Origin of the sequence: Paenibacillus sp. FSL L8-0435 (assembly GCF_037965655.1) — a bacterium.
Lineage (GTDB): Bacteria > Bacillota > Bacilli > Paenibacillales > Paenibacillaceae > Paenibacillus.
The window spans coordinates 5,923,625-5,948,228 of the sequence record NZ_CP150185.1 but is presented as its reverse complement, the minus strand read 5'-3'; the positions used below and the strand labels follow the sequence as shown (position 1 = coordinate 5,948,228).

The window sequence follows — 24,604 nt, the reverse complement described above, 5'->3', positions numbered from 1 at the left end:
ACGGCGATCTGAGGGTTTTCTGATCACGAAGTGACCATATGAGCATCAAGGATTTCATTTATAACCAATGACGAATCAAGGTCATTGGATCAATCTTTTCGCTACAAAAACGAGTACGTTTTTACTGTTTTGATATAAATGTTTCTCTGAGATGGTAAATGCAGAACGAAGTGAGCAGAAAGGACCCGAGGAAGCAAAGCGGTCGCATTTATCCCCGGATTTCACCCTTGCTAAAGGGTATAAAGGAAATCCGGGGGTAACGGCGATCCAAGGGTTTTCTGATCACGAAGTGACCACATAAGCATCAAGGTTTCATTTATACAATCCTGTTACAAACGAGAGGAGTTAACCTATGAGTTACGTAATCGGTGTCGATCTTGGAACCAGCGCGGTCAAAACCGTGTTGGTCAATCGTGAAGGTAAAGTGGCATTTGAAGCATCTGAGGCATATCCGTTGTATCAGCCCAAGGCTGGATACAGCGAACAAAACCCTGAAGATTGGGTAGAGCAGACGATTGTTTCCTTGCGTAAGTTGCTGGAAGTGTCTGGCGTGCAGCCTTCGGAAATCGAGGGATTGAGCTTCTCCGGTCAGATGCACGGACTGGTGTTGGTGGATGCAGAAGGTAAACCGCTGCGAAATGCAATCTTGTGGAACGATACACGTACTACGGCGCAGTGCCGCCGGATCGAAAAAGTACTGGACGGCAAGCTGTTAAGCATTGCCCGGAACCGTGCACTGGAAGGCTTCACCTTGCCGAAAATTCTGTGGGTTCAGGAGAACGAGCCTGAATTGTTACAGCAAGCATCCTTGTTCCTGCTGCCAAAAGACTATGTGCGTTATCGCCTGACGGGTGATTATGCTATGGATTATTCCGATGCAGCGGGAACTTTGCTGCTGGACGTTGCAGGCAAGCAGTGGAGCAACGAGATTGCAGATGCATTCGACCTGCCAATCTCCCTATGTCCACGTCTTGTGGAATCGTTTGATGAAGTGGGCACGTTGCTGCCTGAGATTGCGGATCAAACGGGTCTGGCGGCTGCGACGAAAGTATACGCAGGTGGTGCGGATAATGCTTGCGGTGCGATTGGCGCAGGTATTCTGAGTGAAGGACAGACGATGTGCAGCATCGGAACGTCCGGGGTTGTGCTTTCCTACGAAGAGCGTAAAGATCTCGATTTCGAAGGCAAAGTGCACTTTTTTAATCACGGGGAGAAAGATGCCTTCTATATTATGGGTGTAACACTTGCCGCAGGATATAGCCTGTCCTGGTTCAAGGATACGTTTGCAGCGGACAAATCGTTTGATGTGCTCTTGCAGGGCATTGATCAGGTTCCGGCGGGCAGCAACGGATTGTTGTTTACACCATATATCGTTGGGGAGCGTACACCTCATCCGGATGCGAATATCCGTGGCAGCTTCATCGGTATGGATGCAGGCCACAAGCTGGAGCACTTTGGACGTGCGGTGATGGAGGGTATTACCTTCTCGCTGCGTGAGTCCATTGATATTCTGCGAGGTGCAGGCAAAACCGTCAATGAAGTCATCTCCATTGGTGGCGGTGCCAAGAACGAAGCCTGGTTGCAAATGCAGGCTGATGTCTTTAACGCTACGATTGTGAAGCTGGAGAGCGAACAGGGTCCTGCGATGGGTGCAGCGATGCTGGCTGCCTATGGTTGCGGCTGGTTCCCGACTATGCAAGAATGTGCAACAGCGTTTATTCGTCCAGCGAAGTCCTATGAGCCGAACCCGGAAACGGTTGCCGTCTATGATGGACTGTTTGCACTGTACCAGGAAGTCTATGGACAGACACGTAGTCTCAATGATCGTTTGGCTGAATACCGTTAATTCATTTATTTCACTACATTAATCTTGGTGATTACATTTGAAAGCATCCGCGAAGGCGGGTGCTTTTTTGTCGTTCATCAAGATTAACCCCATGAAAGGTTTACTTGGCCTGCATATCCGCATTCCGGCTCTGCATAGATTGGAAATAGAGGATTGTGATTCGTCCAGGCATTGTGTATCCGACATTTTAATAGGTAGAAGCTTGAGTATGGGGGTGAAGCTTTGGATGGATATGAGGAACATGAAAGACCACATATTACCTTGTCGATGATCGTTCGTAATGAAGAGAATCGTTATCTCAGGCAGGCACTGGAGAGACATCGTCCCTGGATTGATCGCGCAGTAATCATTGATGACGGAAGCACGGATGGAACGGTCGCACTGTGCAGGGAACTTCTGGACGGTATTTCACTCGTATTAGTGGAGAACGCTGCTTCACGTTTTGCAGACGAGGTAAGCCTGAGAAAACAACAATGGGAAGAGACGGTGGCGACCAATCCGGAGTGGATTTTGAATCTGGATGCGGATGAGATTCTAACCAGTGACTTTGGATTGGTACGGGATCTGCTGCTCACTGGCAATGAAGATGCGATCTATTTCAGATTGTTTGATATGTGGAGTGAGACGCATTACCGGGAAGATGAGTTCTGGCAGGCCCATGCCTATTATCGGCCATTTCTGATTCGTTATCACCCGGGGATGAACTATGAATGGAAGGAGACACCCCAGCATTGTGGTCGTTTTCCGTTAACGATCCAGCATTGGTCCTATGGATGTCATGCTCCCCGGGTGAAGCACTATGGTTGGGCGCGGGAAGAAGACCGCATCCGCAAATATGAACGCTATCAAGCACTGGACCCTGAAGCAAGATACGGTTGGAAGGAACAGTACGAATCGATATTGGATCAAGAGCCACGACTGTTGGCATGGTTCGAATAAGGAGAGGGGGAGTGAGCACGTTGAAGAAAGACCCGTTACGCAAATCGCAAGAAGAATCCCAACCTCAAATAGAGCCGAATTCACATAAGAAAGAGAATCAGAAAGAGGAGCAACCTGAGAGCCAGAAAGAGAGCCAGAGTAATCATCGACCGCCCAGACGTTCTGATCAATCGCTGGAAACCCGCCAATCGGAAAAGCTTGAAGAGCTTAGCTTGGAAAAAATACTGATCGCCAGCCCGGTTCGACAGACCACTCCGGTGCTCCGTGAATTTCTGGATTCTCTGCATGCACTGGAACGAACCACAGTGAAGACGGAGTATCTGTTTGTTGACGATAACGTGGAAGAAGCCGCATCGAATATATTGCGTGAATTTGTGCTCCAGCATGAAGGGACGGTTATTCAAGCAGATGAACAGGGCAGTGGTAGTTCTGATAACAAAGGGGTGTACAGCAAAGATGAGGGAGGACACTATTGGCAGGATGAGCAGATTTGGCGTGTAGCCGGCTTGAAAAATCGCATATTGCAATATGCACGTGACAACCACTACGATGCGGTTTTCCTGATTGATTCTGACTTGGTGCTGCATCCGCGGACGCTGGAGCAACTTATATCGAGTGGCAAAGACATTGTATCCAATATCTTTTGGACCCGCTGGCAGCCGGATGCCAGGGAAATGCCACAGGTATGGCTGCAAGATGAGTATGCCTTGTATCGCCGCGGTGGCAAAACATTAGACGGAACCGAGGTGGAGGACGAGGGCACGCAAACGACTGCATTTCTGAATCAACTGCGGATCCCGGGTTGTTATGAAGTTGGAGGGCTAGGGGCTTGTACCCTTATTCGCAAAAATGTTCTGGCAGCAGGAGCTTCATATGACCAGATTCCCAATGTATCCTTCTGGGGCGAAGATCGTCATTTCTGTATTCGTGCTCAGGCACTGGGTTTTCGTTTGTTCGTGGATACTCATCTCCCTGCGTACCACATCTATCGATTGTCCGAACTGCCGGGGGTTTCCGCCTTTAACCGCAGGGCGAGACGAGGTGAGGAGACGATCAGTATTACCCTGTGTATGATTGTGAAAAATGAAGAAGCTTCCCTCGCCAGATGTCTGGACTCGGTCAACGGTATTGCCGATGAGATTGTAATCGTGGATACCGGTTCGACGGATCGTACCCGTCAGATTGCTTCCAGATATACGGATCGTATCGTTGATTTTGAATGGGTGGATGACTTTGCAGCAGCACGGAACTATGCCTTCGATCAGGCAAAGAGTGAATATATTCTTTGGCTGGATGCCGACGATGTGTTCGAACCGGAAGATCGGGCGAAACTGATCGCCTTGAAACGTTCGCTGGACCCAGATGTTGATAGTGTCACGATGGATTACAACCTGTCATTCACAGCAGATGGCAAGGTAGCCTACAGCCTGCGCCGGAATCGTCTGGTCCGTCGGGATCGGCAATTTCGCTGGATTGGTGCGGTGCATGAATATTTGGCTGTAGCGGGCAATATGCTTCATAGTGATATCGCGGTTACTCACAAGAAAGATAAGGAGTATACCGATCGGAATCTGCGGATCTATCGCAAAAGGGAACAGGCCGGAGAGGAATTCGGGCCGCGTGACTTGTACTATTTCGGTAATGAGCTGAAAGACCATGGACAGCATGAGGATGCGGTGAAGTACTATGAGAAGTTTCTGGATACCGGGCTGGGCTGGGTGGAAGATCAGATCGCTGCTTGCCAGAAAATTGCGGATTGTGAAGCTGCACTTGAACGTCCGGAACAGGAAGTCACGGCGTTGTTCCGATCATTTGCCTATGATTTGCCAAGAGCCGAGATTTGCTGCCGATTGGGTGGTTATTTTGCCGACCGTGAAGATTATCGCAAAGCGCTGTTCTGGTACGAACAGGCCACTCGTGCTGTACGTCCCGATGATCCAATGGTAGTGCTGAATGAAGCAGCCTGGACCTGGATGCCGCATCTGCAACTATGTGTGTGTTATGACCGGATGGGGAACCGTGCCAAGGCCCGGGAACATAATGATATCGCACTCGCCTATCATCCAACACATCCGAGCATGTTATATAACGATCGATACTTTAAAGATTTGGAGAAGGATAACGTATTGGAAAACGCTTAGTATTTTCAGTCGAAATGCGGCCTCTTTCGTGGAATTGAATGGGTGAATCAGCCCATGTTCCATGGAGAGGTTTTTTGCATTGTGATAAAAGTACATCATAGAGTTGGTGACAGACGCATTCACATTGAAAAATGGATTAATGTATTTCATCTAGGAGAGGATATGCTTTACAATAATGAATAACGGAAAAGCGGTAAACATGATTATATGTCTTCGGCTGACGAATTGATGAAGCAAGGGGAACTGGATATGAATCTGACAGAAGTTCTATTGGAGTCGAGGCTGGTCGCGATTGTACGCGGTATAAGCCGTGAAGCGGCAGTAACAGCTGGACAAGGTATGACAGGTGGTGGAATCCGACTGATGGAAGTCACACTGAATACATCTGGAGCACATGATATTATTGCAGACTGGCGTGGGCGGCATGAAGGAAAAGCTTTTGTTGGAGCGGGTACGGTACTAAATGTGCAGATGGCGAAGGAAGCAGTTGCTGCAGGAGCACAATTTCTGGTGTCTCCCAATGTCGATCTGTCTGTCATTGAATATGCTGTAGAACATGGTGTCGACATCTGGCCTGGAGCCATGACACCCACGGAAATTGTCGCTGCCCATGAAGCGGGAGCACGAGTTGTGAAGCTGTTTCCGATGGCGAGTCTGGGCATACCGTATCTGCGGGAGATCAAAGCTCCACTGAATCATATTCCACTGCTGGCAACAGGTGGTGCCACACTGGAGAATATTGCTGACTACTATGCAGCAGGCGCTGCTGCAGTGGGTCTGGGAAGTGCACTTTTACCACGAGAAGCTCTTGTAGCAGGAGATCATGAGCAGATTGCAGCATGTGCACGGAGATTTGTGGAAGCAGCTGAAGTCTAGGATTCCAGCGTCAGATGAAGGATATGTATATTTGGGTATATATATGATGGTTCCTTTAAATTAGTTGTTGGATCAATCTTTATCATAAAAACCCATGTCGTTTAACGTGCCGTTCACTCTATTGTTTTATGATGGATGTATGCCAGAATTCGGAGAGGAGAGATGCCCTGTGAAAGCTAAAACAATGATAGGCGGCATGCTCGCCGTGGCCGCAGTAACGGCAGGTGGATTATGGAAGGCAGCGGTAAAGAGCCAGACACCTAAGAAGATTCCAATCACACTAACACCCCCAATGCCATTTGAGGATGTGACCTTTGACAGTGGGGGTGGTCGCGTGCATGGCTGGTTCATTCCGGCCAGAGCGGACATTCCGAAGCCATGGCCGCTCGTTATTATTGCACATGGCTGGGGCTCCAATCGCTCCCGTGTTCTTCGTTATGCACGGCCGATCTGGGAAGCAGGATATGCCCTGTTTATGTATGATGTCCGCAGCCACGGAGCCAGTGATCCGGTTCGTGCTGCATCTGCCTATTTGTTCCGGGATGATCTGCTGGCGGCATTGCAGTATACGACCGCACGACCGGAGATCGATCCGGATGCCATCGGTGTGCTTGGACATTCTTTGGGCGGACTGGGCACGATTCTTGCGGTGACGGAAGGCATTCCTGTATCAGCGGTGATTACCGACTCCATGCCATCGCAATTTGAGGTTATTGTCAGTTCGGAGCTGAGACGTCGGCGTCTGCCCTTGTTTCCACTGGCCCAGTTAATTCCGAGAATCTGGTTCTGGCGGCTTGGTGAATCTCTGAAATCCTATCGTCAGCGTGAACCGGTGATGATGCTCAATGAACGGCGCAGGGGAATGCAACTGCCGATGCTTATGGTGCACTCCAAGGGCGACAACTTCATTCCCCCGAGTGAGCTTGAATATTTTATGTCCAAAGCCGATCCACCTGTAGAACATCTATGGGTCAACAGCGGAGGACACAGTTGTTCCGAGGAAGACCCCGCCTTCTGGGATACCGTTATTCCATTCTTGCAAACCCATGTCCAAGGTCGGTCGAAGTCGAACGATTCCACTATTGCGAGCAGTTAAACCAGGTAGAATCAGGCCTACATAAGAGTGCAGGCTAACAGAGAAAACGCCAACGTGGTTGGCGTTTTTTTTGCTGTTATGAGCAATATGCAGAAATTCACATTTGTAAAATTGCCCCGAAAACGACCATTAAAAAGGAAGCTTATGGTATCATAGGATAGACTGGCAATATTCATGCGAGGTTATTTGTTATGCATCTTTGTATGAAATTGAAGGGAGAGGTCCAGATTTGAGTTTGAATTGGAAGTTTAATGTACGTTTCAAAATGTTCACTGCGAAAGCTGCAACGGCAGCGATGGCAACACTGTTACTTGCTTCGCAAACACCAGGTTTTGCAGGCAGTGCATCAGCCGCGCAAGCAGAACAGTTGACTGAAGCGACAACGGGGGATAATGAACAACTAGACGCAACGAGCAATGACGTGCCCGAGGGAGCGAAAATCTCATCCAGGCAAGCCAGTGAAAATATACTGAAGCTATTTCCTTTGTTAAAGAAAGCAACGATCTCATCTGCACGATTCGATTCACCTAATTCTTATCCACCGCCAGACTACAAGGCATGGGAGATCGGGTTCCAGATTACGCAAGGCAATCATACGTCAGGATTCAATGCAACCGTACATGCAGGCACAGGGGAAGTGTTAAGTGTACATTTGCCGTCGGATGTCATGGATAAATATGTCACGGCATCGGATGTTAAGCTAACCAAAGCTGAAGCCGAAGAGAAGGCCGTGAACCTGTTGTACCAAGCGATTCCAGGTCTGAAAGATACAGAGTATGCTCCGCTTGGAGATCTGTATTCTTCTATTGAACAACAGTCATTATTCGGCAGAACAGAGTATCGATACGGTTACCAGTTGAAGCATGACGGGTTATTATCTGACGCAGAGACAGTCTACATAAATGTGGATGAAAGTGGTTTGGTGACAGGTTACTCACGAGGTACTACCTCAGCGAAGTATCCTTCATCGAAACCGGCAGCTTCGGAAGAGAAGGCGAGACAGCAGTTTGAAGAACAGTTCGATGTGGAGCTGGCCTATATCTCCAAAGATCGTCTGTCTTCCAAACAAGGTCAGCAGTATTATCTTGGCTACACACCAAAGCCTATCAGTATCGTTCCGATTGAAGCCAATACGTTGGAACGGATTAATACATTAACCGGTAAAGCTGTAGATGAAGATTCTTTGCAGCAGGATACGAAGCTGAAAGGCGATGTAACTCCGTTTGTCCCGGCCAATGGTACGAGGTTAAATGTACAGCAGGCCGCCAATCGGGTGGCTACGAACTTTGATATTCCCAAGGGTTACAAGCTGGAGCACAGCCAGTTAAGCAAGGGATTATATGCAAGCCCGAACAATCAGGTATGGAGTCTGAGCTGGAGCGATCGAAGTGCCAATATGTCCTATATGTTCATGCGGGATATCTCAGCACAGGTAGATGCAGTTACTGGACAGATCTACAGTTATACGATGATGCAACGAATGGGACCACAGATGGAGCAGGAGAAGACAACTGAAGAGAAGGCAGGTAAAGGGGTAACCCGAAAGCAGGCTGAGAAACTGGCGATGGACACGGTCATTGCGTTAGTTCCAGATGCAACGGAACAGTTCCACCTATCTAACGTTATTGAGGTAGATGATGCGCGTACCTTTATGTTCCAGCGTTATCTGAACGGAATTCCGGTTAAGGATGATACGGCACAAGTACAGGTGCTGAACAACGGAACGATTAACGAATTCTATACGCGTATTGCCGCAACGCCTGAACAACTGCCAGCAGAGAAAGAGCCAGCCATTAGTTACGAAGAGGCAAGGGCAATCTATCTGAAAGAGTTCAAGCTGGTTCTGGCGTACTCTCGTTACGGTGGATGGGGTATGAACAGCGGTGAAGTCATCCCGGTGGGAGTTAACCTAGCTTATATGCCTACACGAGATGAAAATTCGATCTATGGCAACTATGAAGTGCTGGATGCTAACACAGGAAAATGGATGTTGTTATACGGGGATACAAGCTCTGCAACCAAGGCGGATCCTACGGATATTTCCGGTCATGTCGCCGAAGCAGCTCTACGCAATATGACACAGCATGGCGTATTGCTTGCGGATGAGCAGGGACGCGTATTCCCGGATCGTGTGATCACCCGAGGAGATTGGTTTAACTATCTGGCAAGAGCGATTAATCCAAATATGGATCTGTACTACAGTGGGGACGGAGATGACAAGTTATACGCTGATGTGACACCTGACAGCCCGTATTATAAGGCAGTTCGGGCATTAATCGATCAGCGCTGGCTTGCCGGAGCGGACCCTGAACAGAATTTGAATCCGCAGGAAGAGATGACACGTGAAGAATTGGCAGTGCTGCTTGTACGTATTTTACGCTATGAGAAGCTGGCCGGATTCTATACGTTGCCATCAGATCTTCCCAACATTGCGGATGCCAGTGCCATTAAAAGTAAGGGAGCGGTTTCCCTGAGTCTGAAGCTGGGATTGCTTCCTTCGATTGAAGGACGATTCATGCCTGCACGAAAAGTGACGGTAGCTGAAGCGTCACAGGTATTGGAACGGCTGGCGAAGCTTCAAGGTAAAACAGATACGTTTATGAGTGGTAATCGCCTGTATTAGACGAGGAATTACTCATATCGTGCCCAAGCGGATCATAGGATGAAAATAACGGGTAATCGTGATTGATTGAACTGAAGATCAAAGGGACCTTCCATAGAAGGTCTCTTTTGATTTGCTTTGACAAAACTAGAAGAATGACGACAGAGCCTTTTGTGATACAATAGGGCGTGAGAACTTTGCAAAGAAGGGTGGGTTCCTTTCATGGGTAAGAACGGGAAACGAATTATCACCATACTGCTGGCAGGCTGTCTGATTGCTGTAGCGTTACCACGTACGGTTGATCTGGATCAACTGTATGCTGCATCAGGGACATCAGATATATCCACAGCAACAGATTTGCGCCAGACCTTGCTTACCGCAATGTCACAGCGAACGGAGGAACTTGTTTTTACATACAAAGGCAATGTGAAAGGCCTCAAAAAACAATTACAAACCTCCATCGATGAGGCAATGAAGAGTGACCCTTATATCCAATATACCGTTAAAAGTTATGCATTCAATTATAAAGGCTCCAATGTGTCGGCCGAGGTGCATGTGACTCTCTCCTATCGGGAGACCAAGGAGCAGACCGATTATGTGAATCGTAAAGTCACAAACGTGTTGAAAGAAATCATCAAACCCGGCATGACGGATCATGAGAAGGTCAAGGTCATTCATGACTGGATTGTGCTTAACCTTTCCTACGATACCTCTCTGAAGAAATATACGGCCTATGACGGGCTTGTTACAGGCAGTACCGTCTGTCAGGGATATTCACTGTTGGCATATCGGATGCTGGAGCGAGTAGGTATCGATAACCGGATTGTGGAAGGTACAGCGGGCGGGCAGCTTCATGCCTGGAATATCGTGAAGCTAGACGGCAAGTGGTATCACATGGACACCACCTGGGATGATCCTACTCCTGACCGCAAAGGTAAGGTGAGCCACAGCTATTATTTGCTGAGTGATGATGAGATGGCACGTGACCATATCTGGACAGACAAAAGCAAGTACCCCGCTGCGCCTGCCCCGTATCGGGAAGCTTTACTGAAGCTGGTGAAGGCCGGAGATAGCAAAAAGGCTGCCTATCAGAAGCTGTACCATGCTCTGGACTATTCCCTGTATGATGAACAGGATGCTGTTAAAGGCCATGCTGCGCTGAAGACCAAAGTTCAGAGCAAGCTGAAGGAAGGCGGAACCTCGCTGACATTCAGGTACAAGGGTACGGAGGCTGGACTGATTGAAGATTTGCAGGATTTGTACCAGCTTGGCATGAAATCGATATCTTATTATGTGTCCAAAATGGAAGGTACTACGGATCTGCGCGTCAAAATTAACTGGACAATATAACAGCCGTTTGAACAGGATGCTCCGATTGAGGAGTATCCTTTTTTGTGTTCAATTTTGTGTTCAATAGCGAGGATTTTAGTGTTGTCTATTTTTTGTATATGTCGCTTTGCTATTCTAATCTTCGGCGTATGCCAACACTACGTACGAGGAGGATATGCAAACAATGAGGAAAAAAGTGAGCATAGTGATCATTGCTCTGTTACTGGTCACGCAAATGATGCAGGGTTGGATATTTACACCAACAATGCATGCTCAGGATGAATTAACTAATTTGCCAGCCAGTGCAATCAGCGATACAGCATCAGAAGAAGGTTTGGCAGGTTCGGAAGAGGTCAACAACGTTGATGTTGCTGCCACTCCGGAAGAAGAGGGGGAGGGAAACCTCAACCAGAGCAGTTTAGCAGTGGCAGCTGCAGGTCCGGTAATTACAGATCAATTGATTACCAGTGTGCAGATGTACAATCAGGAGCCAGAAGACAATGGGAATGGCACGATTGAAGTTAAAGGAGATAAAATCGAGGATATTCGACCAAGCATTCAGGATGAGGTGGCTGTAGTCTTTGCATGGGGACTTGCAGACGACAACCACAACTACAGCGATGGCTCTACGTTCACCTTTAACTTGCCCGATAAATTCATCATCGGATCACAGCTTAAGGGTAATCTGGATGGCGGTGTAGGGGAGTATGTGGTGAATCCAGATGGCACAATCATCTTTACCTTTAATGAACTGATCGAGCATGCGAAGCTGGAAGGCAACTTCTACGTGTGGATTAAGTTCGATGAGAGCAAGATGGAAGATGGTTTGAAACAACAGATAGACTTTAGTTCCGTAGGGCAGGGCATCATTGATGTGCACTTTGCCAACACAGCCATAGATAAGTTAAAGAAATCGGGAACCGCAAACAAAAACAACTTCAACTCGGATGAAATTAAATGGACCGTAGATTTTAACCAAGGCGAGAAGGCTATAAAAAATGCTGTTCTTGCAGACACGTTCCCAGCAGAGCTAGAGCTCAAGGGCAATATCGAAATTCGCGAATTGGAAGTGCAATTGAATGGATCTGTTAAAGAAGGTCCAGGGGTTCGCACAGAATCACAGTTTCCAATTCAATTGGGAGACACGGATAAGGCCTACCGTGTGACTTACACGACAAGTGTTAAAGCACCAACCACTGCTCCGTTCACCAACGTGGAGTATCAAAATCAGGTTGCGCTTACAACAGATCAGAGCGAGCACAACGAAACAGATATTGGCCGAGTTCGTGTAAGTTTTAATGAGCCTTTGAACAAGTCAGGGCAAGATAGTGCGTATGATCCGGTAACACAGACGATCACATGGAAAGTGCAATATAACTACAATCAGCAAGAAATCATGCAAACGAATGCATGGATTGAAGACCGCTTTGATACGGCAAAACAGCAACTGATCAACAATTCCGTCAAAGTGTATCAAGTGGACATTAATGCAAGTGGAGCGGCTTCGAACAGAACACTGATCAATCCAAATGAATACACACTCGAAGCGATCGGTACAGGGTTCGATGATGGCTTCAGATTACATTTTAAGAACGATATTACAAAGGCCTATGAGATCGAATATGATACACAATCCATTCATCGTGTTTATACAAACGACACTATTACGAACACAGTGAACATGTATGATGGTACTTCCAAAACAGGCCGGAGAGACATTCAGGAAGTCATTTTTGCAAAGAGTGTAAAAAGTGAAAACTTCAACACAAAAGAAATTGAATGGCAGATGGTTTTGAATCATGATTTGCAGGACATGACGGATATCGTCATCACCGACAATTACGAAGGTAGACATATGAAACTGATTCCGGGTAGTCTTCAAGTGAGCGGTGTTAACAAAGACGACTTTGAACTGACTCCAGACCCGGCTGATCCAACGTATGAAAAAGGATTCTCACTTCGCTTGAAGGACGGGGTAACGCTCAGTACGGAGCATGTTATTACTTACAAGACAAGCTTTGATCCGACAGCAGGTATGCCAACGAATGATGAATATCGCAACTCGGCCAAGATCGATTGGGAAGAGTCTGATGTAAAACAGACTGCGATTACAAAATCTGCTGCGGTCAAACCGCAAGACTACACGATTCAAAATGGTAACAAAAAGGGTGAATATAGCGCCAAAGATAAAAAGATTACCTGGACAATCGATGTAAACTACAATTTGTTTGATATTCAGGATGCAATCCTTAAGGATGCTTACACTGGAGACCAATCTTTTGTAGACGGCTCATTGAAGGTTCATGAGTTAGAGTTACAGGGAGCCAATAATGTTACTGCTGTAGGTAGCGAGGTTCCACTCACACCTGGTCAATTCCAGCTGAACACGGACGGTAAAGGTTTTGTTTTGGATCTGGGTAACATGGGCAAAATGGCTTATCGCATTCAGTACCAAACAAGTCTGGATGGACCATATTCTGTCGTAGGTGCATATGCCAACCAGGCTGTTCTGACGGATGGTGAGGGGGGTGTAATACGATTTAATAGATCAGCCAGTGTTACACCTGCCAACGGTGGTGTGTACGTGCGCAAAACAGGGAAGCAAGAAGGTACAACGGATAAAGCATCATGGACGGTAAATATCAATCCAAGTCAATCTTTCATTCCTGCGGGTAATCAATTAACAGATACCTTGTCAGAGAACCAGATTTTATTGGCTGATTCATTGAAATTATATGCAACCAATTTACCTGCCAGCAATTCAGGCAATGTATCCACCAAAGCTGGACTTGTTGATCCGGCTGATTATGAATTGGACGTGGAGGGCAATACATTTACCTTCACCTTCAAGAAAGATATTCATACTGCATTCATTTTGGAATATCAGTCTTATATTAATGCCGATCATGGCGCTCGAATTGAGAATAAGGTTGAATTTGCAGGCCAATCTTCCTCGGTAATCGGAGAAGGTAATCAGTCGGGAATCAAAGTTTCCTTGGCTGGAGCAGGTGGAGGAGCCTCTACAGGTCTGGGCAAAATCAGAATTCACAAAGTCAGTGATACAGGAGTTCCGCTGGAGGGTGCAATATTTGCAATCTATAATGCGTCTGGAACTACGCTTCTGGAAACATTGAAACCAACGGACGAGAATGGTGTGGTTGAAAGCTCCAGAAACTATCGATTAAACAATCTAACCAACGGTATACCTTATAAGTTAAAAGAATTATCTGCACCGGCAGGATACTTGGTTGATCCTGAATATGGCTCTGCCTCAGGTAAAACAATTGAATTCAAGGATGCGGATATCGCTTTTGAAATTGAAAACAAAAAGATTCGTCAAGGCTTCGAATTAACCAAGGTAGATGCGGTGGACTCCTCCAAGACACTTAAGGGTGCAACTTTCGAATTGTACTCCAAGGACGGTGCAACGCGAGAGAAAATCGATGAGTTAACGACAGGGGAAGATGGGAAGATCGCCAAAGGTGGACTTTTGCCAGGGGATTATGAGCTGGTAGAAGTCGTCGCACCTGAGTTTTATCAGTTAGATGCTACACCAATTCCGTTCACGATTGTAGAAAATCAGACGGAGAGTATTACATTGACGAAGTCTAATGTAATGGGTTCAGGTGGTAAACTTGTCGTTACCAAAGTAAATGCCAAGGATCAGTCCGTATTAAGCGGAATTGAATTCGAATTGCGTGATCGTTCCAACAGTGTCATCGATACAAAAGTAACCGACCTAAATGGGGTCATTGAATTCGGCGGTTTGGAATATGGTCCATATACATTGATAGAGACCAAGGCAGAGGGCTATGTTATTGAACAGCCGGAGACGCTTGTATCTATTATCAAACCGGAAACTCAATTGACCATTGAAAATAAAAAAAATGATCGTTCCGTGAAATTGATTAAAACCAATGCGGGTAGAACTCAGCACCTGCAAGGAGCTGTGTTTGAATTACGGGCCCAAACTGCATTAATGGATGCAAATGGAAATTGGGAGTTCCACAAGGTAACAGGTCTAGATGAAGCTACACTGACAACCAATCAACAAGGTGAAATTGTACTTGAAGGCTTGGATATCAATAAATATCAGTTGGTTGAAATAAAAGCGCCCAACGGATACATGTTGGAAACAACACCGGTACTATTTGAAATTACGAACATACAAACCGAAGCCGTAGTTGTGGAAAAAACAAATCAGGCTATCCCGGTATCGGGTGGTGGGTCTAGTGGACCTTATAATCCGGGAACACCTAATACGGGGGTAACGCCGCCAGATCCGGATAAACCAACAACACCGGAACCGGAAACACCAGGAACGTCTATCCCAGGCACTGTTGTTACTGAACCTACTGAACCTACTGAACCTACAGAACCTGGAGGCGGAACCGAAATTCCAACAGATGAAGATAACGGAGTAGCTCCTCCTTCACCAGGCGTTTCCAACGGTGACGACATTGCATCTCCAGTAGGGGATACAGACGCACCGGATGGGGATGGTGCACTTGCACCTCCTGCTGGAACGGATACAGATGGATCCCAGGGCAATGGAAATTCTGCATCACAGCCAAACGGAAATTCTGGATCTCAGGGAATGCTGCCACAAACAGGTGAAGAGAGCACAATGGCTTACACTGCTGTGGGCATGATGCTGATGGCGCTAGGTAGCGCGGGATTCATGTACTTCCGCCGCAGACAACAGCTTCATCGCTAGATCAAAACACGCAGTATCTAAAATTTATCGTGTGTAGATAGAAATACCCTCTAGCATTCACTACGAAGACTTAGCGTCGACGTGTGAATATGCTAGAGGGTATTTTTTGGTGATATTTAGGGAGAATCAGGTCCCCGCAACATTCGGTTTCACTTCAATAGCTCTTACAATTAGGCGATGTGTTGGATTGACGAGTGGATCACAGGTAATCAAGGTAAGGACCTGTCCAAGTCCGGGATCCTCCAACACAGATAAGTCATTTGGCTCCACAACGGATATCTGATCTACCTTATATTGGATAATCGTTCGATCTGCCAAGGTGACTTCCATTGAATCACCAATCTGGAGTTCTCCCAGACGATTGAACAGTCGACCTTTTTTGTGGGCGCGATGAGCGGCTATGGCGGCATTACCTTTTTTACCGATACTAGTGGTTTCGACAAGATGGGTTGCAGCTACCTTCATGTTGTCCTCCGTTGCACCTTCCAGAATCGGTAAGCGGACATCAATCTTGTCAATCGAGAGTACCCCCAACGTATCCGAAGAGGCGTCTTGCACTGTATCTGTACTATCCGTAGTCGGCTCGGCGGAAGCTGCATCCTGCCTGCCTTGTTCGAAGGAGTGATTAAGCTTAGACAAGCCGTTTTGCAATTGCTCCAGATCGTTCATGACACGGGTTTGCTGCCAGTCATAATACGTTTCTCGCAGGAAAGGAAAGCTGATGATCAGGATGCCCAGTAGAACGAGCAGAATAGAGAATTTTTTCATTATACATCAACTCCCGTTGTCCAAGAAAAATAGTATACCCTTCTCTATTCTACTTACGGATCTATACAAAATATGGACAGGGACGAAAGGACGTACAGAAATGTTCGAAGGGGGAGCCGATCCAACACAAAACCTCCCCGTTTCGCTACAGTAGGAAGACTGCAACGCCCCGGGGAGATATTATTATATAGTGTCAATTGTATCAGCTGTATAAGTTAAACTAACCATTTACATGAGAACGTAGAGGACAGAAACAACCTGATTCTTCGTTAGTGCTTATCAGCTGGTGAATCGGTAGGTGTGAAATCACATTCCTGCAGTGGCACCACTTTGGTCTTTTTGATCCATTTGTAACCGAGCCACAACACCAGGAACAGGGGTACGCTCAGGTAGGCAACGATGGCTCCACTCCAGTCGATCTGATCACCCGTGAATGCCTGATAGTTCTGTCCGATGATCACGATAATACACAGGACAAAAGCAAAGATCGGCCCAAACGGGAACCAGCGTGCACGGTAAGGCAGATCGCTCAGATCCCTGCCTTGTGCAACGTATGCACGACGGAAGCGATAATGACTGATAGCGATACCCAGCCAAGTGATAAAACCACACATACCGGATGCATTCAACAACCAGGTGTACACAATCCCATCGCCGAACAGGGAGGCAAGGAATGCTAACATACCAACGGCTGTTGTGAGCAGCAAGGCATTCATTGGAATACCCTTTTTGTTCAACTTGCCGAGGAAACGAGGGGCTTTACCATCTCGGGCAAGGGCATAGAGAACCCGGCTTGAAGCATACATACCTGAGTTACCGGCAGAAAGTACAGAAGTCAGAATAACAGCATTCATCACGGAAGCTGCAATGGCGAGGCCAGCTTTCTCAAATACCAGTGTGAACGGGCTGACACCGATATTTTCCAGATCACCTTTGAGCAGATTCGGATGCGTATACGGGATGATCAGACTGATCACGGTAATTGCCAAAATGTAAAAAATCAGAATGCGCCAAAATACCTGACGAATTGCACGAGGGACATTTTCGCGCGGGTTTTCACTTTCACCGGCGGCTACCCCGATAAGCTCGGTACCTTGGAATGAGAATCCAGCAGCCATGAACACACCTAACACAGCGAAGAATCCGCCATGGATGGGCGCATCACCGATGGTGAAGTTGCTGAAACCAACCGCTTCTCCGCCCATAATACCAAAGATCATGAGCACACCAACGGCGAGGAAGATGATGACAGTAGCGACTTTGATAATGGCGAACCAGTACTCGGACTCTCCATAACCCTTAACGGACAATACGTTCAAGGCAAAGATCAGCACGAGGAACAATAAGCTCCATAACATGGACGAACTGTCAGGGAACCAGTATTTAATGAGTACTGTAGCGGCAGCAAGCTCTGCTGCAATGGTTACCGCCCAGTTGTACCAGAAGTTCCAGCCCATGGCGAACCCGAGAGCAGGATCGACAAAACGTGCGGCATACGTATTAAATGAACCGGAGTCCGGCATAAAGGTAGCAAGCTCACCAAGGCTGGTCATTAGGAAATAAACCATGATTCCAACGGCTGCATAGGCAATTAATGCTCCACCAGGGCCTGCGGTTGAGATGGCGGTACCACTTGCGAGAAACAGCCCGGTACCAATCGAGCCACCGAGGGCGATCATCGTCATATGGCGTGCGCGTAATCCTTTTTTCAGGGAAGGTCCAGTTGTTGTTGGGTTACTGCAGTCTTGCATGGAAACACTCCTTCATTCGATATACTGATGTTTGCGATACTTGAATTCATAAACAAAAAGACCACAGGCATCAGCCTGCGGTCTTTAATATTTCAATGTCCGCACCATGTCCCAGATGATTAAGATAGCTCAACACAGAAGAATTCATACCTTTATATAAAGGAAATGTACTTCCGTGACAGTTCTGCGCCTTTCGACAGCAGCCCCAGCTCACCGGACCGTATAAGGAACGTCCAGCGAGCTTCGGCGGGTACACCTTTCGGCTGATCTCATAAGCGGCTCCTTAGCGCCTCCATCAGCGTACTGATCGCACCCGCGACCTCTACCTCACCATCAATGGATGAGGTGTATCTATTGTCTATGAAATTATGAACAACACAACTTAACACCGTGTGTCCTGTTTAGTAAACAGACAATCAGTATAACGCGCATGGTTTTCCAGTGCAATAACAATTGTTGGATGTGAGGTCTGAGAGACGACTATTCCTCTTTTTTGTTACGACCAGCCATTTGCTGCCATACTGTTCCAGCGGCCTGTTCGCCCGATTCGATCCGCTCCAGAGCCATCTTGGCCTGCAGGCTGACTTCAAATTCGGGATCATCGGCTGCAACTCGCAACGCTTGCTCTGCTTCTTCAGTTCCGACCTCATAGAGGAAACGTGCTGCACGCCAGCGTACAAGTTTACTTTTATCAGATAACGTGGCTGTCATAGCTGGGGTTGCGGCAGGGTCCCCAATATCAGACAAGGTATCCCCGGCAGTCCGGCGTACCGCAGGAGAACTGTCCTGAAGCGCTTCATACAGTAATTCCATCGCTTCCGGTGTACGAATGTCACCCAGGTATACGACAGCCAAGCGGCGAATCTGCATTTTGTTGTCATGCAAGGCATGGGCTACGAGGGGCAGTCTTTCTGCCGTAGGCTCCATGCCGTCAAATGCCGCATAGCGAACATTCCAGTCCTCGTTTCGCAGAGCCTCTTCAAGTTCGGCTCCATCCAATTCACGGCGGCGCTCGACGAACTCTTCGGATTTGGTACCATGTTCAATGGCCTGTTTGATGACCTGCTCCAATCGTTCCGGCGGGTAAGCGGCTTCCAATTCTTGCTCGACTTCACGTGCAATATCAGGCAATTCACCATATCGAACACCGTAATCACTCAGTTTGCGTTCTTTGATCATCGTTGCACTGGCGACTTCTGTTACGGCTTTGACAAAACGGTCTGACAACGAGATTCGTTCTTCCTTGACCCCGGCCTTGACCCTAATTTGCATCGGTACGCCTCGGAAGAATTGTACAAATACCTGTGCTTCTCCGAAGTGCTCGCCTGAACCATCTTCGGATTCAATCCAGTCCAGATCAATGCCTTGTTGTCCAAGGCGATTTTGGACTTCGCCCAAGATAACGGACCAGTCGGCATTCCCTTTACGATCAAGTGCGACAAAGTCTGTCGTGTGGAACACACTCTTTACACCAGGAATATGAAGCATCTGGCGAATGAACGCCGGAGCAGATCGTTCGTTGTCCAGTGTATATGTTTTGCGAATTCCGTCCTCCAGACGTTCATCGAGATGTAACATCATCGTATTTGGACTCGGTGTTGGTTCAATGGAAACAATATTCATCAATGTAACCTCCTATAGTACCAGATTCATCTATAACTTCCCGTAAATTAAATCACACGGGTATTTCTCTATTTTACATCAATGTGAGGAATCTGCGAAATCATTCAGAAGAAGTGAAGGGGAATTGTCTAACACTTAATGTGAAGAAGTACGAAATTTGTTAACACTTCTTTCATGTTCACGCACAAACATTTTTAAACGAAAATTGGCACAATAAAGATAAGAATCAACTGGAGGTTATACCTATGGAACCCATTACCGTGCTCTCGGATGGAAAACGTCGTATTGCATATGAGAATATTATTCAATTGTTCAGGAACTGGTTTGAGGACTCAGCATCTGGTTCTGCGATAGAAACACATCGTGGAAGTTGGGAAAACGCCCGTTACTGTATTGTTGATTATCAGGTTGCCGAAGAAGCGGTGTCAGCAGCAAACGCCATTCGGGCTTTTATGCCACAACTTCCGTTACTGGTCATTACGGATTTCAAATCCCTTATTCGGAAGCGTCATCTTCAACAGATTACAGGTACAGGTGAGATGAAGATGATTCTCTGGAATGAGCAAGAGCCGAATCAACTAATCAAGGATATGGAAAATTGGTTACATTTGTCGTCTGTCCATAAATCAGAAATAGCCATACCGCCCATCTTATCCATGAGATAAAAGAGGGATATGGCAGAGGGTGTTAACTTCAAGCGTTACGGTCCTATTAGATCACATATTTATAGCCTGTTCCCCAAACCGTCTTAATATAACGTGGGTTCTTGGGGTCAGGCTCTATTTTTTTACGCAGACTTGAGATATGAACATCAATGGTACGATCCAGATAGGCGCGTTCAGAGCCTTTGATCCGATCCATCAGCTCATTGCGGGTGAACACTTTACCCGGATTTCGGTACAATTCCTTCATAATCTCAAACTCAATATGAGTGACCTCGATCTCAACGCCATCCACAAACAGGGTTCTTCTGTACTCATTCACATTCACATGTCCAGTAACCTCTGCCTGCTTATCTTCTTTTACCGGTTTATCCTTATAGGAAATGATTGATCTTCGCAGCAGTGCTTTAATCCGGGCATCCAACTCTTTCAAACTAAATGGTTTGCACAGAAAGTCATCCGCACCATTATGTAAAGCACGAAGTCGATCATTCAGCATCGTGCTTGCTGAGATCATTAGAATCGGCACAGTGGAGTGCTGGCGAAAGGCTTCTACAAGAGCATTCCCATCCGTTTCAGGAAGCATCAGATCCGTTACAACAATGTCTGGCTGGAATTGTGGGAACAGTTGAAGTGCCTCGTGGGCATGATGAACCCGTTCCGTGATGTATCCTTCCTCCTCAAGAAAGAAAGCAATCATGTCAGCCAGATTTTTCTCGTCTTCTATAAGAAGTACTTTGATCGTCATAGGGTCACACTCCTGGTGAAAATAATGTGTTAAGAAAATACTAAAAAAAAGCTGTGATTTGCTAAAAAATACTGCAAAATTTTTAATGTTTCTATCCCAGAATATAGGATGTATATGTAGACAGGAAGCAGGCTTTTTAGATGAACTTCAATATTTTAGCATGAATGCAGTTTGTTTGCCGAGCGATCAGAATTTCCCAAAGCTACATCAAGTGATAATTACAGTATAATGGATCAGAACGATTTGAGGGGAAAAAAAGTAGATTGTATCCGCTTAAGTTTATAGGGGGAACCAACGTTGTTGTTAAATACAGAACAAAAAGTCAGCCGCGAGGGCAGTTGCTTATGGATCGTATAAAGGCAAGCCAACTGCTGGAGTGGGTCGTGCTGAAGCTAAGGATACCCTGGTTTGGAACCAGCATTCTTATCGTTCTTGGCTCACTAAGTACTATATTTCCACTTACCTTATTCTATGGTGTACAGTTTATGGTTGGCAGCGCAGCAGCACTCATCGCTCTTCGTTTGCATGGGACTATCTATGGATTTGTCACCATTACATTCATCTATCTGTTAAATACCACCGTTGTCGGCTTCGAGCCGCGGAACTTAACGGTAATGATTGCGCATTTCATTGAGCTGATCTGGATGATCGGTTGGCAATTGCGTTGGAAGAATGGCAGCCTAATCAAGGCTAATGCTGTCTTTTGGGTAGTGATGCTGCTTCCCGTCATCTATTGCGGACATTATTTATTGGGACTGAATATAGAAGATTTGAAGTATGAGTATATGTATATTGCCGTGATTGGTATGGTGAATGCGTTGATCGCGGGTATTGTGGTGGACTTCTGGATTACTACGGGTGAGCACAAATCAAAACGTACAGGAACTATTCCTATCACCAGAATCGCATTTAAATACGTAGTCGCCTTTGTGGTGTTTGTTTCTCTCCTATTGTTATCCGCAGATAGCCGCAGACAATTAAGTCAAATGAATGATGCCATTATACTTGATATGAAACATGCAGCAAGTGCTGTTGTTCAGGATCTGGACGAACAGTATGTTACCTCGGAGAATATGGATCAGAACATGGCACGGTATCATCATTTATTGGGTGTGAATGTGATTCTGCTGAATCGGAATGATACAGTCGTTACTTCTGGTTTGAATACACTACAGGCTGGTGAGTATCTGGACATGGATAGATACAGTCTCCTTAAGTCGAAAGATAACCTTATGCTATTAAGCTCTGAGAATATTCATTACAGTGCTGTATTGAATCACTGGAAACAGGCATCTTTCATCTATGAAGCGGAGATGACAGCTGTAACACCTTATCGGGTATTCATTGAGACCAGCTCAACCAAGTATTATCCTCGAATAGAATCGATCTATCTTACCACATTGCAATACCTGTTCCTCATCATCGTGGCTTCCATGATTGTAGCGGCTCCTCTGAGCAGTAAGGTCGTTAGTCCACTCTTAAGACTAACCAGAATGACAGGTTCTCTTCCGAGACTGCTGTTTCGAAATGGGAAGATGGAGTGGCCAACCAGCCATGTAACCGAAGTACAGATCCTGATTGGCAATTTGCGCAAAATGGCCGATGTGCTGCTGGAACAATTCGAGCAGATTCGTCACGACAAGTTAACGCTGGAGGACAGGGTTATTGAGCGTACCAAGGAACTCAAGAATAGTGAAGAGGTCAAACGTGCCATTATTGAATCCTCTATTGATGCGATTATCGCTGTGGACTCCAGTGGGCTGATCGTTGAGTTTAATCCGGAGGCGGAAAGAATGTTTGGATTGCGTCGGGAAGAAGTGATTCTACACAAGGAAGCGCCGACTCTTTTTCAAGGGGCCAGCTGCAAGGAGATCAAGAGTTTGCTGGAGCGATTTGAATATGTTGAAGGTAAAAGATACACCATCGTTGAAGAAATTTCAGGTATCCGACGGGATGGTTCCGTATTTCCGATTGAGTACAAAATTGTTGAGATCCAGTTGGGCAAAAATGAGACATTATATAACCTGTTCATTAAGGATATTACGGAGCGGACCAGAGCAGAAGAAGATCGTGTACGTCATGCCCTTGCGCTGGAGAAGCTGAACTCGGAGTTGTTCAATGAGAAGATTGCCATTCAAGAACAGCGAGATATCAGTGAGCAATTTATTGAATCCGTACGGGAAGGGCTCGTGATGTCTGATCGATCAGGGACCATAACCATCGTCAACCGAAGGATAGAAGAGATGTTTGGTTTGGGTGATTTTATGGGCAGATCCATTGAAGATTTGGCGCAGGCGATTGATACGATGGTATTAACGGACAACTTCAATCTGATGGAACAGACGAGAGCATTCCTGAATGGAGAAACGGCGTTTATCGAGACCGAATTTATATTCAATAATGTGGATAAAAGTGTATTTTCCTTATACATGAAGCAGATGGATGTCCCGGGTAAAAACCATGGGTTTCTGCTGGTGTTCCGTGACCGGACAGGAGAAGAACGGCTGGATCGGATGAAAAATGAGCTGATCAGTGTGGTATCTCATGAGCTTCGAACGCCTGTAGCCACCATTATGGGATATGTGGAATTAATGATGATGTATGACCTTCCAGCAGCTCAGCAGCGGGAATTCATGCAGACCATCTCTTCGGAGGGCAAACGGCTGAGCAGTTTGCTCGATGATGTACTCGATATTCAGCGTCTCGACAACGAAGGTATGACTTACCACATGACGTATGTACCGCTGGTGGAGTTGGTAGAAGGGGTTGCCGAACAGTGGAATATGAAGTCTGCCCAACGGATCTACGTGCATACGTTTAATGGAGACTTTTTTGCTTATGCTGACCAGAACAGGATGGTTCAGGTTCTACATAATCTGGTGGGCAATGCAGTCAAGTATTCTCCGGGAGCCGATCGTATTGATGTTACGTTATGGGAAGAAGAGGAGTGGTTATGTCTTGATGTGCGTGATTACGGAATAGGTATTGCGGAGCAAGAGAAGGACATGCTGTTCAACAAATTCTATCGGGTCGATAATTCGGATCATCGGCAGATTGGTGGAACAGGAATCGGGTTGTACATTTCCCGTAAAATTGTAGAGGATCACAAGGGTACGCTGACTTTTATATCTGCACCGGACAAAGGAAGTACGTTCAAGGTTCGACTGCCCAAGCAGGACGTATTGGTGTAAATTTAATGATGGATGAAGCAATGCATTTCACTTTTTTATAAATAATGTTTATGTACGAGACCTACGGATAGAGCCTTTGCCCTTCAGCGCATGAGCGTGATAAGGGGAAAGGCTTTTTTTGTTTTTCAATTCCCCGGATAAAAAAACAACTTCTTTTGCAAACTGTCTATAGAGCCATAATTTGCATCCCATGCAAAAGGAGGACGGCAGGTATATGTTCCGTAAACAAGAGAAAACACTCATCATCGTCTGTCTGGTTGCAGCTGTGGTTGTGCTGTATGCCGTTGTGAAGAGCATCATCCGAATCATGAGTTA

General features: G+C 46.5%; 14 protein-coding genes and 1 riboswitch. Of the genes, 10 read left to right on the top strand and 4 right to left on the bottom strand.

Annotated features, from left to right (window positions below; genetic code table 11):
* The first annotated feature begins 352 nt into the window (after window positions 1-352).
* The 8 genes from xylB (at window position 353) to NST33_RS26525 (ending at window position 15,546) form a co-directional block, all read left to right on the top strand.
* The gene (gene xylB / locus NST33_RS26560; protein ID WP_339305658.1) at window positions 353-1,846 is read left to right on the top strand and encodes a xylulokinase; all 1,494 of its coding nucleotides are present in this window, start codon (window positions 353-355) and stop codon (window positions 1,844-1,846) included.
* A gap of 222 nt (window positions 1,847-2,068) precedes the next feature.
* Complete coding sequence (locus NST33_RS26555) at window positions 2,069-2,785, top strand: glycosyltransferase family 2 protein (RefSeq protein WP_260632711.1); 717 nt, start codon at window positions 2,069-2,071, stop codon at window positions 2,783-2,785.
* 11 nt (window positions 2,786-2,796) lie between these two features.
* Window positions 2,797-4,926: a glycosyltransferase gene (locus tag NST33_RS26550; RefSeq protein ID WP_339305655.1), complete on the top strand. Its 2,130-nt coding sequence runs from the start codon at window positions 2,797-2,799 to the stop codon at window positions 4,924-4,926.
* A 249-nt stretch (window positions 4,927-5,175) separates the two neighbouring features.
* Window positions 5,176-5,802, top strand: coding sequence for a bifunctional 4-hydroxy-2-oxoglutarate aldolase/2-dehydro-3-deoxy-phosphogluconate aldolase (locus NST33_RS26545; RefSeq protein WP_339308773.1), 627 nt, complete (start codon window positions 5,176-5,178; stop codon window positions 5,800-5,802).
* A 169-nt stretch (window positions 5,803-5,971) separates the two neighbouring features.
* Complete coding sequence (locus NST33_RS26540) at window positions 5,972-6,898, top strand: alpha/beta fold hydrolase (RefSeq protein ID WP_339305654.1); 927 nt, start codon at window positions 5,972-5,974, stop codon at window positions 6,896-6,898.
* A 229-nt stretch (window positions 6,899-7,127) separates the two neighbouring features.
* Window positions 7,128-9,521 carry an S-layer homology domain-containing protein gene (locus NST33_RS26535; RefSeq protein ID WP_339305652.1) on the top strand — a complete coding sequence of 798 codons (2,394 nt, stop codon included), beginning with the start codon at window positions 7,128-7,130 and terminating at the stop codon, window positions 9,519-9,521.
* Between the two features lie 201 nt (window positions 9,522-9,722).
* Window positions 9,723-10,850 (top strand): transglutaminase domain-containing protein, encoded by a 1,128-nt coding sequence (locus NST33_RS26530; protein ID WP_221820777.1) that lies wholly within the window; start codon window positions 9,723-9,725, stop codon window positions 10,848-10,850.
* Window positions 10,851-11,013: 163 nt separating this feature from the next.
* Window positions 11,014-15,546 (top strand): collagen binding domain-containing protein, encoded by a 4,533-nt coding sequence (locus NST33_RS26525; RefSeq protein WP_339305650.1) that lies wholly within the window; start codon window positions 11,014-11,016, stop codon window positions 15,544-15,546.
* 126 nt (window positions 15,547-15,672) lie between these two features.
* Here the strand turns inward: NST33_RS26525 and NST33_RS26520 are convergent, their stop codons facing one another.
* The 3 genes from NST33_RS26520 to NST33_RS26510 form a co-directional block, all read right to left on the bottom strand.
* Window positions 15,673-16,314, bottom strand: a complete 642-nt coding sequence (locus tag NST33_RS26520; protein WP_339179439.1) for a class D sortase — start codon at window positions 16,312-16,314, stop codon at window positions 15,673-15,675.
* 269 nt (window positions 16,315-16,583) lie between these two features.
* Complete coding sequence (locus NST33_RS26515; protein ID WP_221820784.1) at window positions 16,584-18,065, bottom strand: amino acid permease; 1,482 nt, start codon at window positions 18,063-18,065, stop codon at window positions 16,584-16,586.
* A 117-nt stretch (window positions 18,066-18,182) separates the two neighbouring features.
* Window positions 18,183-18,398, bottom strand: a riboswitch (Lysine riboswitch).
* 147 nt (window positions 18,399-18,545) lie between these two features.
* The gene (locus NST33_RS26510) at window positions 18,546-19,688 is read right to left on the bottom strand and encodes a virulence factor (protein WP_047841582.1); all 1,143 of its coding nucleotides are present in this window, start codon (window positions 19,686-19,688) and stop codon (window positions 18,546-18,548) included.
* 245 nt (window positions 19,689-19,933) lie between these two features.
* Here NST33_RS26510 and NST33_RS26505 point away from each other — a divergent pair, with 245 nt between their 5' ends.
* The gene (locus tag NST33_RS26505; RefSeq protein WP_339305648.1) at window positions 19,934-20,353 is read left to right on the top strand and encodes a hypothetical protein; all 420 of its coding nucleotides are present in this window, start codon (window positions 19,934-19,936) and stop codon (window positions 20,351-20,353) included.
* A gap of 46 nt (window positions 20,354-20,399) precedes the next feature.
* Here the strand turns inward: NST33_RS26505 and NST33_RS26500 are convergent, their stop codons facing one another.
* Window positions 20,400-21,098 carry a response regulator transcription factor gene (locus NST33_RS26500; RefSeq protein WP_221820788.1) on the bottom strand — a complete coding sequence of 233 codons (699 nt, stop codon included), beginning with the start codon at window positions 21,096-21,098 and terminating at the stop codon, window positions 20,400-20,402.
* Between the two features lie 344 nt (window positions 21,099-21,442).
* Between NST33_RS26500 and NST33_RS26495 the strand changes: the two genes are divergently transcribed.
* Window positions 21,443-24,289 carry an ATP-binding protein gene (locus NST33_RS26495; RefSeq protein WP_339305646.1) on the top strand — a complete coding sequence of 949 codons (2,847 nt, stop codon included), beginning with the start codon at window positions 21,443-21,445 and terminating at the stop codon, window positions 24,287-24,289.
* Window positions 24,290-24,604: the final 315 nt, after the last annotated feature.

Coding starts and splice junctions, on each gene's coding strand:
- xylB (WP_339305658.1), top strand. CDS start 353: ATGAGTTACGTAATCGGTGTCGATCTTGGAACCAGCGCGGTCAAAACC.
- NST33_RS26525 (WP_339305650.1), top strand. CDS start 11,014: ATGAGGAAAAAAGTGAGCATAGTGATCATTGCTCTGTTACTGGTCACG.
- NST33_RS26505 (WP_339305648.1), top strand. CDS start 19,934: ATGGAACCCATTACCGTGCTCTCGGATGGAAAACGTCGTATTGCATAT.
- NST33_RS26520 (WP_339179439.1), bottom strand. CDS start 16,314: ATGAAAAAATTCTCTATTCTGCTCGTTCTACTGGGCATCCTGATCATC.
- NST33_RS26515 (WP_221820784.1), bottom strand. CDS start 18,065: ATGCAAGACTGCAGTAACCCAACAACAACTGGACCTTCCCTGAAAAAA.
- NST33_RS26500 (WP_221820788.1), bottom strand. CDS start 21,098: ATGACGATCAAAGTACTTCTTATAGAAGACGAGAAAAATCTGGCTGAC.
- NST33_RS26495 (WP_339305646.1), top strand. CDS start 21,443: ATGGATCGTATAAAGGCAAGCCAACTGCTGGAGTGGGTCGTGCTGAAG.
- NST33_RS26545 (WP_339308773.1), top strand. CDS start 5,176: ATGAATCTGACAGAAGTTCTATTGGAGTCGAGGCTGGTCGCGATTGTA.
- NST33_RS26530 (WP_221820777.1), top strand. CDS start 9,723: ATGGGTAAGAACGGGAAACGAATTATCACCATACTGCTGGCAGGCTGT.
- NST33_RS26510 (WP_047841582.1), bottom strand. CDS start 19,688: ATGAATATTGTTTCCATTGAACCAACACCGAGTCCAAATACGATGATG.